Here is a 17,049-nt window from a genome sequence, read left to right on the forward strand (position 1 = left end):
GTCGATTCCCCCTACGTATCGAGCGTGAGTTGCGTTGTTGCGGTGCGTGATTCTGCGACTATGTCGTTCCAAGCAGTTCCCAGAGCGTTGAAATCGACGGCGATTTTGGTGCGTTTGGTGTCTTCTGCGATGGCGAACATCAGGAACGCGAGTTCCTTACAAAGGTCGCGGTCGATCGACGCTGGAACACGTGAAAGCAGCTGTGCTGCAGCAGGAACGCCTTTAGATGTGAGTACCCGGGTGAGGTGTATAACGACTTCCCATGTGCTGATCAGATTGTCGGTTGCTGGGTCGTAGTCGTTGTCGGCGTACTTCGCGCCGATTGCTTCGGGTGACAGCAACGTCACATTGCCTGCAGGTTTGGTAAGGATGCCGGATCGTTCTAGGTGGTCGAGCGAAGCATTGCGAGCGCGCGCCAGGTTGTCTGCGTCGCCAAACTTTCCGGAATCGAAGCCGTGCTGGCGGAACCACGCGATCGCGAAGCGTGTGTCGACGTCGAAGTCGCCTTCTTGTTCGGACAGGACTTCGTCGAGAATCTCGTTGATCCGTGCTAGAGCGGCACGCACGGTCATTTTGGTTCCGTCGTCAGCGAGGACGCCCGAATAGCGGGAGAACACAGCCATGCCGGGGCCGATTGCCGCTTGCGGCAGGTCGACAGGTGCGATAGCGCCTTGCTGCAGCTCTCGGAGTGCTTGGGGGAGTTCATCTTTCAAGGCGTTGATAAACCCACGGCGGTCGGTCGTAGCGGCGTCGTCAGGCCGGGGACGGAGGGCAAGGACGATCGACGACGCGAGCGCGTTGGTGCCCTGCGAAAGCATGCGATTACTGAGCTCACTACGCATCGGCCAGGTTGCGGTGATTGCCCAGCCAGATCGGATCATGCCTTCTAACAGCGTTTCCCATCCAGTCGAGGCGGCACCATCCGCGCTGCTGTCTTGCTGTTTGAACGCGTAGTAGACCGTGATCGGGGAGTCGGGGATAGCTGATTCCCTCGCGCGGCGAAAGACTTCCCGGAACCCATCCTCGAAGAACTTGTGGGCGCCGTCCTTGCCGCCGTGCCGATAGGGGTTTGCGACGAGCTCTTCGGACTTCGGAACAAGCATTGTGCTCAGCAGATCGGGGTGAATCGGTTGTAGTGAGCGCCGCAGCCAGACGTAGAAAAAATCGGAAAGGTCCGAGTAGCCGATGTTGTCGTAGTACGGAGGGTCGGTGGAAATGAGGTAGCCGACGCCGACTGCGGCCACGGCATCGCGCTGCTCACTTTTCGCAGCCCCGATGGCTATGGTGCGATCAAGAACCCGGCCAACCCACAAGAGGTCCTCGACATAGTCCCCGCCAGATCCGCCCCACGGGCTTGATTCTGCGAAATCCCAGCTCATGGGAAGCGCTTGTCGGGCAAAGACGCTTCGAACTGCCTCCATCTTCGGGCTGGAATCCCAAGAGCAAACTGTTGATGCTTTGTTTGTCATTCGGCTGATGGCAAAACCAAGGTATGTCGCTACCGCATCCGCGTAGGCCGCGGCGCCGTTACCGCACGCTTCGAGGCGCTCGCCTTCCGGCAATCCTGCTTCACGGGCGTCCGCCAGCGCCTTCTTCCGGGCCTCGGCCACGAGATCGCTGAAGGTCGTGAGTGCGGTGAGCTGGCGCGGGGTGAAGAGGTCTGTATAACGTTGAAACCCGTACGCTTGGACTCGGAAACTCGGTGCCTGCGGCGGGATCTCACCGTCCGGCGCATTGTGTGGTCGCCCGATTTTGGCCGCGTGCTCATGTGCGGCGTCCGGATCTAGATAGTGGCGACCTCGTTTGCCTTCCGCCACGATCGCCATCAACCGTGCGCCGATACGACCCGCTTGACCTTCCAGACGGATGTACTTCAACTCCACCGCCGACCCGCAGCCGATGCAGACCGCCCCGTTTCGTCCGACCGTTCCGTCGTTCTCCACTGCTGGCGCTCCCGCCAGCCCATGTCCGATCGTGAACTCGACCCGTCCGTCAACGACCTTTGGAATCACGTACGCCTCTTTGCCCGGCTTCTTCCCGAGCCACCACGACCGCACAAGCGGCATCGCGATCCCACAGGCAGGGTTTGGACACGTCACGGTTCGTGCCCATATCCACGCAATGACGGTCGCTTCGGATCCGTCCGGCAGCTTCGCTTTTGGATACAGATGCCCGATGCGCTTCTCGGCTTCGTCACGCATCCACTGTCCGTAACGGCGCACATCCTCCGCGAGGCCGGTTGCGCGTGGCCAACTGTTGATCTGCGACTCTGCGGCCCCCGGGAAGACTGGTGGACGACCCGCGAACTTCGGCGGGATCTCGATCAGTGCCTTATTGATGAGTACCGCAACAGGATTCAGATCTGATGCGTGTGCTTCCAGCCCCAGCCGCTGCGCTTCGAGCGGAATCGATCCGCCGCCCGCAAATGGATCGAGGATCGGCGGCGGATTGCCGTCTGTGGACTTCAAAATCTCGTCGTGCGCTTCGCGGAGCAACTGGTGGTCGTTCGAGTTTTCCCAGACTACGAGCCGTTCGATGAGATTGTGCAGCCTCTTTCGTTCTGCGACCACTGCCTCGTCTGTCGGAAACCTGTCGGGAAACGAAGATGGGTCGTCAACTAGTTGTGAGAACAACACCGCGCGAGCGGCGGCAAGGGGTCGTCGGGCCCACCACAGATGCAGCGTTGATGGGTGTCCGTGCCGAATGGACTTCTCCCGGGCGGACTCCGCGTTGATCTTCTCCAGCGGCAGTGCGACCTCGATCAACTTCCGGCGAGGTACAACATGTTGTGCAGGAGTTGGCATGGAGTTGAAAATCCGTTCTCGGTGTTCGACAGGCGCGTGCTGAATTTCACAACGTGTTGTGCACACTACGTCAGTGATTACGCCAGGATCGGCACGGCTGACGATTTTGAGCGGCTATCGCCCGCCGATCCGGAGCAGGTGGTGTGACGTCAACGCGCCGCAGCAGCGATGCGTTTACCTAAGTCGTCGAGTTCGTCGAGAATCGCAGCAGCGCTCCACACTTGGTTGCGTTTGCGGGCCGTCAGCGGTTTGAGGACGCCCGCAACGTGCAGGCGTTCGATCGCACTGTAGACGCTGCTTTCCGACGCGGAAACGGCGTCGCAAGCCTCCTCTCCGGACAGCACTGGACGGGTAGGCAAGATATCGAGCAGCATCGCTGTCGCGCTCCCGGATCGAATTTTGCCTACTTGCCGCCGCCATTCGCTGGGTATTTCGACGAGTCTGCGGGCAGTCGTTCGTGATTCCATTGCCGCGATTCGGGTCGCGGCGACGAATGATTCCTGTAGTGGTGTCACCGATCCGTCCCGATAGTCGTCGAGCAGATCGAAGTAGCGGTCCCGGTGGGCGACGAGGGCTGACGCCAACGGCACGACGACGCGTGTCGTGGCACCTCGTCTGCGGAGAATCGTGTTGATGAGAACGCGTCCGATACGGCCGTTGCCGTCGGTGAACGGGTGGATGGATTCGAACTGCGCGTGCGCAATTGCGGACTGAGTGAGGACGGGGACGTCGTCGCGGTTCATATACGAGAGGAGGTCGGAGAGGTATTCGTCGACCGTGTCTGGTGGCGGCGGCACATACATCGCGTTTCGTGGGGAGTGGTCGCTGCCGCCGATCCAGTTCTGCATATCGCGGATGCGGCCGGCGTATTGCCGATCAGCGAGCGCGTCGTCGTTCGCCATAAGACGTTCGTGCGCGTCCATAATCGACGACAGGCGGATCGTGTCGCCGGGTTGGACCGACGTCACGATGGTTCGCAACGCCTCGGTTGCCGCGACCATCGAGATGGCCGCGGGGTTCGCCTTCACGCCGTGCATTGCACGTGCGTAATCGTCAATCGACGCATCGATTTGCTCGATCTTCGAGGACGCCACCGACTCTGTCCGGATCAAAAGCGCACCGAGAGCATCGAGTTGCGTTCCGTGCTCGGCGTCGAGCATGGCAACCTCACGCAGCGCGTCTTCCATTCGCGCCGCAAGTGGGCCGGACAGTCTCGCAGTCAGTGTGGCGATCTTCGGCGGCATCGAGACTTCAACCTGTGCAAGAGTGCGATCCTCGCGCGCTCCGCCGCCCCGCGAGCGCCATGGCCGCAGCTCTCGGGTGTGGGCGGGCCAGTCGGCGTTGTCCCCGAGTGCGGCTTCTTCTGTCATCGGTACCTCCCAACTCGGAATAACTCTATCGTTATTCCGAGTTAAGTGCACAATTCGGTCTATGGGGAGTGGTAGTCCGGATTTGCCACGGCACGCGCCACAAACGGATCCGCAGCGTCGAAGGTTCGGGCTTATACCGCCCCCGCGCCGGTCGACCAGGTTTTGTGCCAGTCCGCACGAACTCCAGTTGCCGCGAAGCTGCCGAGTTCGATGTCACGGAAGGCATTCAATACGTAGCGGAAAGTGTCATATTCGGCACCGTCCGGATGCACCGAGACGAGGGCAAGCCGATGGTTACCGGCGGCGTTCTTGCCGAACAGCACCTCGTTGTAGGTGACGAAGAAGTCATCGGCGCCCGCGATGCGTCCCTTGACCTCGATGAAAATTGTTCGGCCCTCGGCATCCGACGACCGAATATCGAATCCCTTGTTGTTGTGCGGCATTTCCTCGGGCGCGCGGCCAAGTGTGCGTTCGGCGGCAAGGATCGCGTCGACAGCTCGCCTTTCGACGACCTCGGTCTCCTTCGCGTGCGTCGGCACACCGACCGACGGCTCGAATAGGCCAGCCGGGAGAATCAACGCCGCCCCTATTACGCGCGGGGGACGCGCAGCCAGTTGAGCCTCCGCGTCGAGGCGAGGTAGCCGAATCTCGAGTCGCGCTTCGAGTTCCCTGCACGGGCGATTAGGCGTTCGGGAGAGACGCGAGCTCTCGCCGGGCGGCCACGTCGACCGGTACCTTGCTCGTCGCGGAGCCGCGCGGCTTCGCTTTCCAGGTAGTTCGCCTGCTGGGTAAGCCGACTTCGAACCGCCGATCGTGTTTTGTCGATCAAGGGGAGTATCCGATCCCGGACCTCGCTCAGGTGCTGCGGCTGATCCTGCGTGATGGCCCACGATGTGGCCAATTGTTCGACCCCTGCGGCGAGCCACGGAGCAGCAAGCGCAGTCTCGACAATCGCGGTGTGGCCGACCAACGGTTCGGCGTCGAGGTACGGCGCGGGTCCCGACGCCGCAGCCTTGCCATCCGGGGTCAGAGTCACAAACGAGAAGCGTTTGCTGACGACGTTGCCGGTGCCATCGATGATCTCTGTAACCAGCGCGACCACAAGCCTCGGCTCGCCGCTCGAATCAGAGCGGTCCACCAGAACCGACCCGCGCTCCAGCGCGGAGCGATGCTGCTCGATAGTGAGGTCGAGGACCACATCCATCAGCGGGTGGCCGGGTGCCAGCAAATCCGCGCGTTGTCGACCTTCGATTCGAGTTGGTTCGAACGTGACTCGGTCGTATCGCGTTGCCAGCGGTCGCCAAGCGCCGAGAGTTTGCCTTGTACGTAAAGCCGCTGGGACGTTGTTGATCTCAAATCGGTCCTGTTCGCGAGCCGACATGCGGCCGCCCAATCGAGAAAATGCCTCCTTGAAGAACAACTCGACGTAGTGCGGTTGCAGGCGCCTTGCTCTCGCCTCGTCCATCTGCTTCCGCAATCGTTCGAGCTCGTGCGGAGACAGCGCCTCCTGCGAAAGCGCACGCTCAGCAAGAAGTTCCGTCAAACCGGCTGCAACCTCAGCGTCGACGACTCGATCCAGTTCTGCCCGCTTGGCAGGATCGTCGCCGTATCGGATCGCCTCGATCAGCAGGTCGCGGAGCGGTCTGTCGCCGAAAGCATCACCGAGTACATCGAACAATCGCCCGCCGTAGGCGCGGCGCTGCTGCTCCATTTTCTCGAGAAGTCGTGTGAAGACCTGCCCCTCGCGAGTGTTGTTCGCCACGAGATTCCACAGCCGACACGTTTTCTGCTGGCCGATGCGATGAATTCGGCCGAAGCGTTGTTCGAGTCGGTTGGGATTCCAGGGCAAGTCGTAGTTGATCATCAAATGCGCGGCTTGAAGGTTCAGTCCCTCGCCCGCCGCGTCGGTTGCGAGCAAGACGCGTCGATCAGGATTATGGGTGAACTCTTCGCGAGCCCTACGTCGGTCTTCTCGGCGCGTGCCGCCGTGGATCGTGAGCACTGCATCGTTGCGTCCCAGCACATTACAGATTTGCTCATGTAAGTAGTTGAGCGTGTCTCGATGCTCCGTGAACACGATCAGTTTGCGTGGATCGCCGTTGTCGTCGACCAAGAGTCGTTTGTCGAGAAGGAGCGACCGCAATTCTGCCCATTTACGATCTTCGCCGGCGTCGCGGACTCGAGTGGCGAGCGTCACCAGGTCCGAGAGTATTCGGATTTCCACTTCGAGTTCGGCCGCGGTCCTAGCTGCAGTCGCGGCGTCGACAACGTCTTCCTCGAGTTGTTCCACCTCTTCGGCGTCGATCTCGTCCGGATCGTCGAGTCTGGCCCACTGCCGCTCCGAAGGCACATCTGCAACTTGCAAAGCTGTTGCGGGATGCAGCATTTCGAGGCGTTTCGATTCGAGTCTTGCTCGTCTGCGTTCGAGCGAGCGAAGGATCGCGTGGGTGCTCGATGCGAGTCGCCGCTGCAGAACTGTCAACGCGAACCCGACCGTGCGAGTCCGTGGACTGTCGGGCAACGAGTCCGCGCGGTTCATTTCCACACGGACGTACTGCGTGACCGACTCATAAAGGTCCCGTTCGGCACCTGAGAGTTCGTAAGGAACGGTCTCCGCGATACGTTCGGGAAACAGCGGTTTTCCCTCGAAAGTCAGCAGTTCCTCCTTGATCATTCGTCGCATGAGGCCGGTCGTATCAGTCGTGTGTGCGCCTTCCCGGAACCGGCCCTCGAATCGATCCGGATCTAGCAGGGCCAGAAAGGCTTGGTAGTTTTCCTCGCTACCGGCATGAGGCGTGGCCGTCATCAGCAACAGGTGGCGAGTGATGTCGCCGAGTTCCTTGCCGAGCTCGTAACGCTTGGTCGTTCGAAGCTCTCCGCCCCACCAACTCGCCGACATGCGGTGTGCTTCGTCCACAACGATCAAATCCCACTCGCTGTGCGAGAGATGCATACGGAGTTCGTCGTCGCGAGCGAGCTGATCCATCCTTGCCACAAGCATCGGATGATCGGAGAAGGGATTGCCATCGCGGTTCGATGCCGCCATCTCGCGTGACAGAAGTTGCGTTGTGATTCCGAATTTTGCGCTGAGTTCCTCTTGCCACTGGTCGACCAAACCACCGGGCGCGATGATGAGCATCCGCGTGAGGTCGCCCCGCAGAATCAGCTCCTTTGCATAGAGCCCAGCCATGATCGTTTTGCCCGCGCCGGGATCGTCAGCCAACAAGAATCGTAAAGGCGTGCGCGGCAACAGTTCTGCGTAAACCGCCCGGATCTGGTGGGGAAGAGGTTCGACGTCGCTGGAAGATACCGCGAGCATGGGATCGTGGAGGCCTGCCATTCGAATCCGCAGAGCCTCCGCGGCGAGACGAAACTCGTCGCCGTCGGCGTCGAAAAGCCATCGGCTACCGAGCGGCTCGATCGTCAACTGCGCCAAGTCGGTCGCGTAGAGCAGTTGGTCACCCGTTGTGCCAGCAGCATCCCGGAAGACGAGCGTCACTGCCTCCGGACCGTGCGGGATTGTGGTGAGAACGGTGACGGGGCCGGGGCGTACACCAAGCAGTACAACCCCGTCGGTCAGGTCAGCGATTCGAACTGCGCTGGATGATTCTCGATCAGGTGACACGCCATTTCTCCCGTCTCACAACATGTTGGGCAGACAATACGTTGTGCATCGGACACGTTTGAGCAATGCCGCGAAAGGAGGAAGGTTCGCTCGAATGGGCGACCTACGGCTACTCCTTCGCCGAGAGACTCAAATGGATTCGGGCGCATCGCAAGATTTCTCAGGAGAAGCTGGCCGAGTTGAGTGGCATGCATCGCAACCAGATTTCCAATCTGGAACGCAATACGAGCCGGGAGCGAGATTCTTCTGCGGACCCGCACCTGTCCACCGTTTACGAACTGGCTCGCGCACTCAATGTTGCACCTGAGCTTTTGTTGCCCGACACGGGCCGAGTGCCGTCTGCGCGATCTGCGGAGCACAGAGGAAATACCGCGTTCGCGATGATTGAAGTCGACCTTACATCCGCCCTTCGTCAGGTCGATTCTCGGCGGTTGCAATCGACCGAGCGCGAAATCGGCTCGTAAGCTACGGAAGTGCCTGACGATCTGCTGATTGCGCGAAATCCCGATCCGGATTCGTCACTGCCGTACTTGGTGCGAGTGCCGCTCGGGCCACGGGGAATCGTGCTCAAAGCTCGCGAACCATGGCCACGCGCCACGAAGATCTACTGCCACCGCGCAGCAGAATGGCCAGCAGACGCCGAGATCGTCGAGAGGCTGGAAGTCCGGACCTGCACACGACGTGGGCCTGCCATCGATCTTGTGTTGACGCGAGCGAGGGAAAACCGGTCGCAAATCGTCATCACGCAGGCGCGCGGCCGAGAAATGATCTTTTGGCAATCGCCTCGGACTGCCAAACAATCCAGACCTGCCGTGTCGATACCGACCGCCCGCGCGCACGGGCAGGTGCTCGAGATTCTCGTCGACACCCGCGAGAAGTATGCATACAAATTCACGCACCAGCAGGCGACGACGGTCAAAATGGCGCTGCCAGCAGGTGATTACGCTGTCGAACTTGACGGCGCCGTTGTCGCTGCTGTCGAACGAAAGAGTGTCGATGATCTTGCGTCCAGCCTGATCAAAGGCAAAATGACCTACGCGCTTGCGGAACTTGCAGCGCTGCCGCGGGCGGCGGTGGTCGTGGAAAACAAGTACAGCGATCTTTTCAAGCTACCGTTCGCGAATGGCGCGCAGGCACCGGAATCGCTGGCTGAAGCGCAAGCCCGTTTTCCGTCTGTGCCGATCGTGTTCTGTGAATCGCGAGCCCTCGCGCAGGAATGGACCTATCGGTGGCTCGGTGCGTGCCTTGCCGAGTTGGCTATGACGGCAAGTACGGACGGCATCGAAGCGACCTTTGCCCCAGGTCTGCCCCTCGACGGGCAGTGACGAAAAACGCGGCCGAGTCACGAAGACTTGGCCGCGCATCCGCACTCGATAAATCAGCTGTGGTACGGCTCCGCGCTGACGAGGGTGACCTTCATCGAGCCACCGTTCGGCAGGTTGTACTGCCGGGTGTCGCCGACCTTGGCGTCGATCAACGCACCGCCAAGCGGTGAGTTGGGGGAGTAAACCTCGAGCTTCGATTCGCGGACGCCTTCTTCGCGCGTCGCGATCAGGAAGGTCTCGGTGTCGGACTCGTCACCGTCGTAGTACACCTTGACGACCGAACCCGGCAACGCGACGCCGGACTGCGTGGGTGCTTCGCCGACCTTGGCGTTGTTGAGCAGCTCCTGCAGCTGACGGATGCGCGCTTCCTGCTGACCCTGCTCCTCGCGTGCAGCGTGGTAGCCGCCGTTCTCCTTGAGGTCGCCCTCTTCGCGCCGCTCGTTGATCTCGGCAGCAATGATCGGACGATTCGCAATGAGCTGATCGAGTTCGGTCTTGAGCCGGTCGTGAGATTCCTGGGTCAGCCAGGTCACCTGGGTCTCGGTCATCTCGATTACTCCTCTTCTGGTGGTCCCCACGTTCGGGATCCGGTGTGTTCGGTGCAGCTGTTCGTCGTTTACCCACAACGGAAGGTGACTCTAGGAATCCTCGTCAACCCCCGACAGGCCCTGTCCCGGGAACCGGGGCGATTCGCAGTGCCACCAATGCGCCGTGCCGTCAATGCAGCAAACACGGCTCCGAACCCCGGAACCGTGTATCGGCCAATGTTACCACGGACACAGATAGCGCCGTTAAAGCCGAGGTCGCGGACTGGTCACTATCCGTTCTCGGTCAGTCTGCTTTCAGATAGCTCGGCACGTCGAAGCTGCAGCCGTAGATGTCGCCGACCGCGGGTCGCTGGGACGTCTCGACCGTGGAGTTGACCTCGACGGTTCCGCTGGCGGACGGCCCGACGAACACTTCGCGCCGACCCGTCTCCGTGCCGTCCTTCGAGCGAGCGCGGATGATGCACACCGCCGGTCGTGATGGGTCCTGACGTGTCACGGTGAAACGGATCGTCATCGATCGGTCGTCGACGGTGCTGTAGGAAACCTGCTCGCTCTCCAGCTCTTTCGGTCCGAAACGCTCGTATCCGAGGTAGGCCACACCGATGCCGAGCAGGACGACGAGGGCACCGAGCGCAAGCGCGATCCACCGCGGACTACGACGAGACGAGCCGTAGCGGTCGGCTGGGCGAGGGGGTATGGCTGAAGACTTGACCATCGGGTGGAACTATAGGTTAGAGATCAGGCGTGCCGCGGTCGCGGCCGTGCTCGAGACGGTCCCCGACGCATGCACAAGCGTGCGACGGCCCGGCGCGAGCGAGCTATCAGGCGAGAGGTGAATCGAGGAGTGAGCGGACTTCGGCTCATGGCAGTGCACGCCCACCCGGACGACGAGTCGAGCAAGGGTGCCGCGACGATGGCCCGCTATGCCGACGAGGGTCACGAGGTGCTTGTCGTGACACTGACCGGCGGCGAGCGCGGCGACGTGCTCAACCCGGCGATGGACATTCCCGGCGTCGTGGAGCGGATGAACGAGATCCGCCGCGAAGAGATGGCCCAGGCCGCTCGCGCGCTCGGCGTACAACAGACCTGGCTCGGCTTCATCGACTCCGGCCTTCCCGAGGGCGATCCGTTGCCACCGCTGCCGGAAGGGTCCTTCGCGCTCGTACCGCTGGAGGAGTCGACCGAAGCCCTGGTGAAGGTCGTTCGCGAGTTCCGCCCGCACGTGATGATCACCTACGACGAAAACGGCGGCTACCCGCATCCCGACCACATTCGCTGCCACCAGGTGTCGATGGCGGCATACGAGGCCGCAGGCAAAGCCGATCGGTTCCCCGACGCAGGCGAGCCGTGGACGGTGTCGAAGCTCTACTACACCCACGGTTTCATTCGGCGCCGGCTCGAACTGTTCAAGGAGGAATACGACCAGCGTGGCGAGGCGTTCCCGCTGCAGGATTGGATCGATCGCTGGCGGCCCGAGCACGGCGACATCATGGCTCGCGTGACCACACAGATCCAGTGCGGAAAGTACTTCGCGAACCGAGACGAGGCGCTTCGGGCGCACGCGACGCAGATCGATCCGAACGGCGTCTTCTTCGCGATTCCGCTGGAACTGCAGCGGCGAATTTGGCCGACCGAGGAGTACGAACTCGCAAAGACGCGGGTCAAGACGTCGATCCCGGAGACAGACCTGTTCGCGGGTATCACCGACGACGCCATGGCCGGTGTTCGCGACGCGAGGGAAACGACGAAGTGAATTTGATCGCGTACGACCTGTTACTGGCAGAGCCGAACACTCCGACCGGACCCGAGTTCGGCAAGGCATCACCGGTCGGGCTTGTCATCCTCATCCTGCTGCTGATCGGTACGGTGCTGCTGATTCGTTCGATGAACCGCAAGATCAAGCGACTGCCCGCAACGTTCGAGCCCGCCCACCCCGAGCCCGATCAAGCTGCCGACGACGGAACGGATCCCGGCGCGACCGCGTCCAGATCCGAATGACCAGCACCTGATGAATCGCCTCGGTTCCGCGACGTCGCCGTACCTCCGCCAGCATGCGGACAACCCTGTGCACTGGCACCAGTGGGATGCGGAGGCGTTGGCCGCGGCCCGTGAGCGGGACGTGCCGATACTGCTGTCGATCGGATATTCGGCATGCCACTGGTGTCACGTCATGGCGCACGAGTCGTTCGAGGACGACGCGACCGCTGCTTCGATGAACGAGAAGTTCGTCTGCATCAAGGTCGATCGCGAAGAGCGCCCCGACCTCGATGCGGTCTACATGAACGCAACGGTTGCCATGACCGGACAGGGTGGCTGGCCCATGACCTGCTTCCTGACACCGGACGCCGAACCGTTCTACTGCGGCACGTACTACCCCAAAGTTGCGCGGGGTGGAATGCCCTCGTTCGGTCAGGTCCTCGAGGCGATCTCCGACACGTGGAAGAACCGGCGTGACGAAGTCATGGAAGCCTCTGCCGCCGTCGTCGCCGAATTGCGAGGCGGCAGCTCGGGCCTGCCGTCCGTCGACATCGACATCGACATACCTTTGCTCGATCATGCGGTCTCCGCAGTGTTGCGTGAGGAAGACCGGACGTACGGCGGGTTCGGCGGTGCTCCCAAGTTTCCGCCGTCCGCATTGCTCGAGGGACTGCTACGCGCCTACGAGCGCACCGGCGACACCGACATACTCGACGCCGTCGACCGAACCGCTCAGGCAATGGCTCGCGGCGGGATCTACGACCAGTTGAACGGCGGTTTCGCCCGGTACTCGGTGGATCCGCAGTGGGTGATTCCGCACTTCGAGAAGATGCTGTACGACAACGCCATGCTGCTGCGCGCCTACGGCCACCTCGCCAGGCGTTCAGGCTCGGCACTGGCCTCGAAGGTCGCGCACGAGACGGCACAGTTCCTGTTGACCGACCTGCTTACTGCCGAAGGGTGTTTCGCCTCCGCGCTGGACGCGGACACCGAGGGCGTCGAGGGATCGACCTACGTGTGGACCCCCGAACAACTCGTCGACGTGCTCGGTCCCGACGACGGTCCGTGGGCGACCGCCCTGTTCGGCGTCACGCCCGCAGGCACCTTCGAGGAGGGTGCCTCGGTTCTGCAACTGCACGACGATCCGGACGACGACGCTCGTTTCGAGCGGGTCCGCGGTCTGCTGCGGTCGGTGCGCGCCGAGCGTCCCCAACCCGGTCGCGACGACAAGGTCGTCACCGCGTGGAACGGAATGGCGATCGTCGCGCTTGCCGAGGTCGGCGCTTGGCTCGAGCGCCCGGATTGGGTCGACGCCGCCGCGCGCTGTGCGCGTAACCTTCTCGATCGTCACGTTGTCGACGGCAGGCTCAGGAGGGCGTCGCTCGGCGGGGCAGTCGGCGAAGCGGCAGGCGTGCTAGAGGATCACGCATGGTTGGTCACCGGTCTGCTCGCGTTGCATCAGGCGACGGGCGAACTCGAATGGCTCGAGCACGCACAACAGCTCCTCGACGTCGCCATCGCACATTTCGCTGTGTCCGACTCGGCGGGCGGTTGGTTCGACACCGCCGACGATGCCGAGGTCCTCGTCACCCGACCGCGTGACCCGATCGACGGTGCAACTCCGTCCGGCGCTTCGAGTACGGCCGAGGCACTGCTGACCGCTGCGGCGCTGTCGGATCCGGAGCGGTCGGTGCGCTACGGCGAGCTGGCTGCCGAAACCTTGCGCGCGGCAACGGTTGTGCTCGCTCGTGCTCCTCGGTCGGCAGGCCACTGGCTGACGGTCGCGGAGGCGTCATTGCGAGGGCCGATGCAGATTGCGATAGTCGACCCCACCGGCACCAGCGACCTTGTCGGCGTTACCCGCACGCTCGCACCCGGTGGCGCAGTAATCGTTGTCGGACAACAGGATTCGCTACCGCTGCTGGCCGACCGACCGCTCGTCGACGGGCAGCCCGCAGCCTATGTCTGCCGCGGGTTCGTATGCGACAGGCCGGTGTCGACGGTCACCGAACTCCGCGATTTGTTGATGCGCTGACTTGCGCCGCCACCGCGATTGTCGGTCCAGCTCTTCGTCTCGTCCTCGCGGCCACGCAGTTTCAGAACGCCGTGCGAGGTCCACAGCTCGCGTTCGTGTGACGAGCACGCTTCCACAACCGGCTGACTCACCAGAATCCGTTGGGGCACATTCTTTGCCGCCTCTGTGAGCCGTGCTGCCTCGTTCACCGCGTCGCCGATCACGGTGTACTCGAGACGCGTTGCCGAACCGACGTCACCGGCGAAAACGAGGCCACGCGCGACACCGACACCGATGTCGAATTCGCCTGCCGCGAGGACTTCGTCGCGGATCCGGCGAGCGGCGCGCAGGGCGGCTGTCGCGTCGTCGTCCAATTCGATCGGCGCACCGAAGATACACAGTGCCGCATCACCTTCGAACTTGTTGACCAGACCGCCGTACATCGTGGTCGCGTCCACGACCGTGCTGAGGAGCCGATTCAATTTGTCGACGAACTCTCTCGGCTCCAGCACGTGGGCGAGGCGCGTCGATCCGACCACGTCGACGAACAACGCCGACACCTCGCGCATATCGCCGGTGAGGTCCATGCCGCGCTCGAGCGCGCGCTGGGCGACGTTGGTGCCGACGTGGCGACCGAACAGGTCGCGCAGGCGCTCACGTTCGCGAAGGCTGTGCGTCATGTCGTTGACGGAGGTTTCCAGCAGACCGATCTCGCTCGTTGCCTGAACGGGCACTTCGACATCGAGGTCCCCCTGCTCGATTCGACCGAGCGCGCGGCGTAGGTCGTAGAGCGGAAGCGCAATACTGCGGGCGAGAAACGCGGTGGCCGCGTAGCCGGTCAGTAGTCCGACGATCGCGATGTACAGCGAGCCGCGGATGCGGTCGTGCTGGGGTGAGCCGGTGTCGGCGAGGACCAGGATCACGTTGGCGAGTGGGAGCCCGCTCGCAAGAGCCCACGTGATCAGGACCCGTACGAGGGCCGTCGAACTCGGATGCCCGACCGAACGGACCTGTGCGACGCGCGGGATCGCAGGCCGCAGCAGGCGATCGGTCAGCAGATAGGTGAAGCCTGCCGACGTCAGTCCACCCATGGTCACGAGTGCGACGGCGATGACGAGATCGCGCGCGGGCGCGACCATGCCGAACATGCCGGCTTCGAGCACGATGCCTGGCAGCCAAAGCGAGCCGGCGAGCAGCGCCATGTCGAGCGGCATCCGAAGTACACGCTTCGCCTCGGCGTCGGTCGGCGCCCGGTCTTCGGGTATCCAGTCGAGGGTGTTGCGCTGCGCGATCATCGACACGTAGCCACCGACGACCGACGCGAAGAGGGCGTACGCGGTGGTGACGACGACGATGGTGGTCGCGGCATCGCCGAGGCGGGTGAAGACGCCCGTGATCCACAGTTGGACGAGGACGACGATCAAACCGGCAACGCCACTCAACGTCGCAACGACGGCGAAACCGGTCCGTGAGCGCAATGCCCACGATTGTATCTTGGTTGCCGTCATCGCGCGGCGCTCATCTCACGTCGTAGTCGGTCGAAGATGCGACGATACCGCGAAACGGAGCCAGGATCAGGCGGAACTATCGGTTGGGGTCGGTCGACCGAAGGTCAGTTGAATACGACGAGCCAGACAGCGATGTAGTGGCACAGCGCTGCGATGACCGTGGCTGCGTGAAAGAACTCGTGATGGCCGAACGTCGTCGGCCACGGGTTGGGCCACTTGGTCGCGTAGAGAATTGCGCCCGCACTGTAGAAGAGGCCGCCGATGAGCAGCAGCACCATCGCAGCGACGCCGACGTGGCGCGTCAATTCGCCGACGACCGGGACGATCGCCCAGCCGAGCAGCAGATACAGCGGTACGCCAACCCATTTCGGGGCAGTCGGCCACAGCATCTTCAATGCGACGCCGGCAAGCGCTCCAGCCCAAACGACGATGAGCACGACGCGACCGGTCGAGGTCGGTAGACCGAGTAGTGCGAAGGGGGTGTAACTGCCCGCGATGAAGATGAAGATCATCGAGTGGTCGGCACGCTTCATCCACATGCGTCCGGCGATGGTGTCCCAGTGAATGCGGTGGTAGGTCGCACTGACGCCGAAAATCCCGCAGACGGTGATGCTGTAGATCGCGGTTGCCCATGCGGCCTTGCTGGAAACCAGCGATGCTGACAGAGCGACGAGGACGATGCCCGTGAACACGGAAACGCCGAATGCCCACAGGTGAATCCAGCCACGCATGCGGGGCTTGACGGGTAGTTCGTCGAGGCCGAAGGCGGTCATGAATCCCTTTACTGGTCGGTAACCTACGGTGTCGTAAGTTACAACCGACTGTACGTCCTCCGACAGCATCGCAAGCCGGTCGGTGATCAACCACATAGCCGTATCCGAACCGTATCTCAACTCTCCAACTCCCGACGCGGGTGCCGTCGCCGCCCGACTCGCCGGGCGTACGCTTTACTCCCGTGTGCATCTCCACTGGCCTCGCGCCGCAGCTGAGCGTGATGCCGCAGTGAGGGCTCGTGGGCTGGTCTATCGCGTCTACGAAAACCGACTGCTGCGGCAGCTCGCCGACAAACAACACCCGAGGCATGTCGCTGTGCTGTGCGACGGCAATCGGCGCTGGGCCCGTGCGAACGGGTTCACCGACGTCAGCCACGGGTATCGCATGGGTGCGCTCAAGATCGCGGAGTTGATCAGCTGGTGTGATGCCGCAGGCATCGAAATGGCGACGATCTATCTGCTCTCGACCGAAAATCTGCGTCGCGACCAGGACGAACTCGAATCGCTGATCGAAATCATCACTGACGTCGTCGAGGAGATTTCCGGGTCGGGCAACAACTCCAGCGTACGAATCGTCGGCACACTCGATCTGCTGCCCGAGGACTCCGCGCGCCGGCTACGCGAAGCCGCCCTGCGGACGAAGGGTCGAACGGGGACCCACGTCAACGTCGCGATCGGGTACGGCGGACGGCAGGAAATAGCCGACGCCGTGCGCGCGCTCGTGAAGCAGAAGCAAGGCGAAGGCCGTGAAGGCGACGAGTTGATCGAGTCGATCACCGTCGACGGCATCGGCGAGCATCTCTACACCTCGGGCCAACCCGACCCCGACCTCGTCATCCGCACCTCGGGTGAGCAGCGGCTCTCCGGCTTTCTGTTGTGGCAGAGCGCATACTCCGAGATCTGGTTCACGGAGGCCTACTGGCCGGAGTTTCGGCGCGTGGATTTCCTTCGCGCCCTTCGTGACTACGCGGCCCGGCATCGCCGATTCGGCGCATAGGCGGCTACGCCGCTCGTGAGTCCTTTCGGAGGGTGGGCCCTCCGAAAGGAGGCTCTTGTGCTCTTACCGTGGGTGGTTTTGGTGTTGATGTGAGCGCACGCCGTTGTC

At 62.5% G+C, this 17,049-nt stretch carries 12 protein-coding genes and 1 pseudogene; 6 read left to right on the plus strand and 7 right to left on the minus strand.

Annotation, left to right across the window (positions count from 1 at the left end; translation table 11 throughout):
• Positions 1 to 11: 11 nt before the first annotated feature.
• The 3 genes and pseudogenes from ACHIRB_RS19095 to ACHIRB_RS19105 form a co-directional block, all read right to left on the minus strand.
• Complete coding sequence (locus ACHIRB_RS19095; protein ID WP_395125533.1) at positions 12 to 2,804, minus strand: DUF1156 domain-containing protein; 2,793 nt, start codon at positions 2,802 to 2,804, stop codon at positions 12 to 14.
• A 149-nt stretch (positions 2,805 to 2,953) separates the two neighbouring features.
• Positions 2,954 to 4,174 (minus strand): Fic family protein, encoded by a 1,221-nt coding sequence (locus ACHIRB_RS19100; protein ID WP_395125532.1) that lies wholly within the window; start codon positions 4,172 to 4,174, stop codon positions 2,954 to 2,956.
• A gap of 131 nt (positions 4,175 to 4,305) precedes the next feature.
• Positions 4,306 to 7,799, minus strand: a pseudogene (locus tag ACHIRB_RS19105) (helicase-related protein).
• Positions 7,800 to 7,864: 65 nt separating this feature from the next.
• Here ACHIRB_RS19105 and ACHIRB_RS19110 point away from each other — a divergent pair.
• Together ACHIRB_RS19110 and ACHIRB_RS19115 are read left to right on the plus strand one after the other, a co-directional pair.
• On the plus strand, positions 7,865 to 8,263 hold the full coding sequence (locus ACHIRB_RS19110; RefSeq protein WP_395125531.1) for a helix-turn-helix transcriptional regulator: 399 nt from the start codon (positions 7,865 to 7,867) through the stop codon (positions 8,261 to 8,263).
• Positions 8,264 to 8,272: 9 nt separating this feature from the next.
• Positions 8,273 to 9,124, plus strand: coding sequence for an ERCC4 domain-containing protein (locus ACHIRB_RS19115; protein WP_395114732.1), 852 nt, complete (start codon positions 8,273 to 8,275; stop codon positions 9,122 to 9,124).
• Between the two features lie 53 nt (positions 9,125 to 9,177).
• On the opposite strand, the gene greA is transcribed toward ACHIRB_RS19115, so the two are convergent.
• Together greA and ACHIRB_RS19125 are read right to left on the minus strand one after the other, a co-directional pair.
• On the minus strand, positions 9,178 to 9,672 hold the full coding sequence (greA, locus tag ACHIRB_RS19120) for a transcription elongation factor GreA (protein WP_199708414.1): 495 nt from the start codon (positions 9,670 to 9,672) through the stop codon (positions 9,178 to 9,180).
• A gap of 283 nt (positions 9,673 to 9,955) precedes the next feature.
• Entirely contained in the window at positions 9,956 to 10,387 is a 432-nt protein-coding gene (locus ACHIRB_RS19125) for a DUF4307 domain-containing protein (protein ID WP_395114735.1), read from the minus strand.
• A gap of 129 nt (positions 10,388 to 10,516) precedes the next feature.
• On the opposite strand from ACHIRB_RS19125, the gene mca reads away from it, so the two are divergent.
• The 3 genes from mca to ACHIRB_RS19140 are packed head-to-tail and all read left to right on the plus strand — an operon-like array spanning position 10,517 to position 13,684.
• The gene (mca, locus tag ACHIRB_RS19130) at positions 10,517 to 11,425 is read left to right on the plus strand and encodes a mycothiol conjugate amidase Mca (RefSeq protein WP_395114736.1); all 909 of its coding nucleotides are present in this window, start codon (positions 10,517 to 10,519) and stop codon (positions 11,423 to 11,425) included.
• Positions 11,422 to 11,670, plus strand: a complete 249-nt coding sequence (locus ACHIRB_RS19135; protein ID WP_395125530.1) for a hypothetical protein — start codon at positions 11,422 to 11,424, stop codon at positions 11,668 to 11,670. The genes mca and ACHIRB_RS19135 overlap by 4 nt, the downstream gene beginning before the upstream one ends.
• Positions 11,671 to 11,680: 10 nt before the next feature.
• Positions 11,681 to 13,684, plus strand: coding sequence for a thioredoxin domain-containing protein (locus tag ACHIRB_RS19140; RefSeq protein ID WP_395125529.1), 2,004 nt, complete (start codon positions 11,681 to 11,683; stop codon positions 13,682 to 13,684).
• On the opposite strand, the gene ACHIRB_RS19145 is transcribed toward ACHIRB_RS19140, so the two are convergent.
• Positions 13,609 to 15,171 (minus strand): adenylate/guanylate cyclase domain-containing protein, encoded by a 1,563-nt coding sequence (locus ACHIRB_RS19145; RefSeq protein ID WP_395125528.1) that lies wholly within the window; start codon positions 15,169 to 15,171, stop codon positions 13,609 to 13,611. The two genes, ACHIRB_RS19140 and ACHIRB_RS19145, sit on opposite strands and share 76 nt — an antisense overlap.
• A gap of 104 nt (positions 15,172 to 15,275) precedes the next feature.
• Complete coding sequence (trhA, locus tag ACHIRB_RS19150; protein ID WP_395114740.1) at positions 15,276 to 15,944, minus strand: PAQR family membrane homeostasis protein TrhA; 669 nt, start codon at positions 15,942 to 15,944, stop codon at positions 15,276 to 15,278.
• A 229-nt stretch (positions 15,945 to 16,173) separates the two neighbouring features.
• On the opposite strand from trhA, the gene ACHIRB_RS19155 reads away from it, so the two are divergent.
• Positions 16,174 to 16,941, plus strand: a complete 768-nt coding sequence (locus tag ACHIRB_RS19155) for an isoprenyl transferase (protein WP_199708453.1) — start codon at positions 16,174 to 16,176, stop codon at positions 16,939 to 16,941.
• Positions 16,942 to 17,049 lie beyond the last annotated feature (108 nt).

It is taken from the genome of Antrihabitans spumae, from assembly GCF_043944905.1.
GTDB lineage: Bacteria > Actinomycetota > Actinomycetes > Mycobacteriales > Mycobacteriaceae > Antrihabitans > Antrihabitans spumae.

Excerpts from the sequence above, each read along its gene's own strand:
- ACHIRB_RS19110 (WP_395125531.1), top strand. The coding sequence starts at position 7,865 with ATGCCGCGAAAGGAGGAAGGTTCGCTCGAATGGGCGACCTACGGCTAC.
- ACHIRB_RS19095 (WP_395125533.1), bottom strand. The coding sequence starts at position 2,804 with ATGCCAACTCCTGCACAACATGTTGTACCTCGCCGGAAGTTGATCGAG.
- ACHIRB_RS19100 (WP_395125532.1), bottom strand. The coding sequence starts at position 4,174 with ATGACAGAAGAAGCCGCACTCGGGGACAACGCCGACTGGCCCGCCCAC.
- greA (WP_199708414.1), bottom strand. The coding sequence starts at position 9,672 with ATGACCGAGACCCAGGTGACCTGGCTGACCCAGGAATCTCACGACCGG.
- ACHIRB_RS19140 (WP_395125529.1), top strand. The coding sequence starts at position 11,681 with ATGAATCGCCTCGGTTCCGCGACGTCGCCGTACCTCCGCCAGCATGCG.
- ACHIRB_RS19125 (WP_395114735.1), bottom strand. The coding sequence starts at position 10,387 with ATGGTCAAGTCTTCAGCCATACCCCCTCGCCCAGCCGACCGCTACGGC.
- trhA (WP_395114740.1), bottom strand. The coding sequence starts at position 15,944 with ATGACCGCCTTCGGCCTCGACGAACTACCCGTCAAGCCCCGCATGCGT.
- ACHIRB_RS19145 (WP_395125528.1), bottom strand. The coding sequence starts at position 15,171 with ATGACGGCAACCAAGATACAATCGTGGGCATTGCGCTCACGGACCGGT.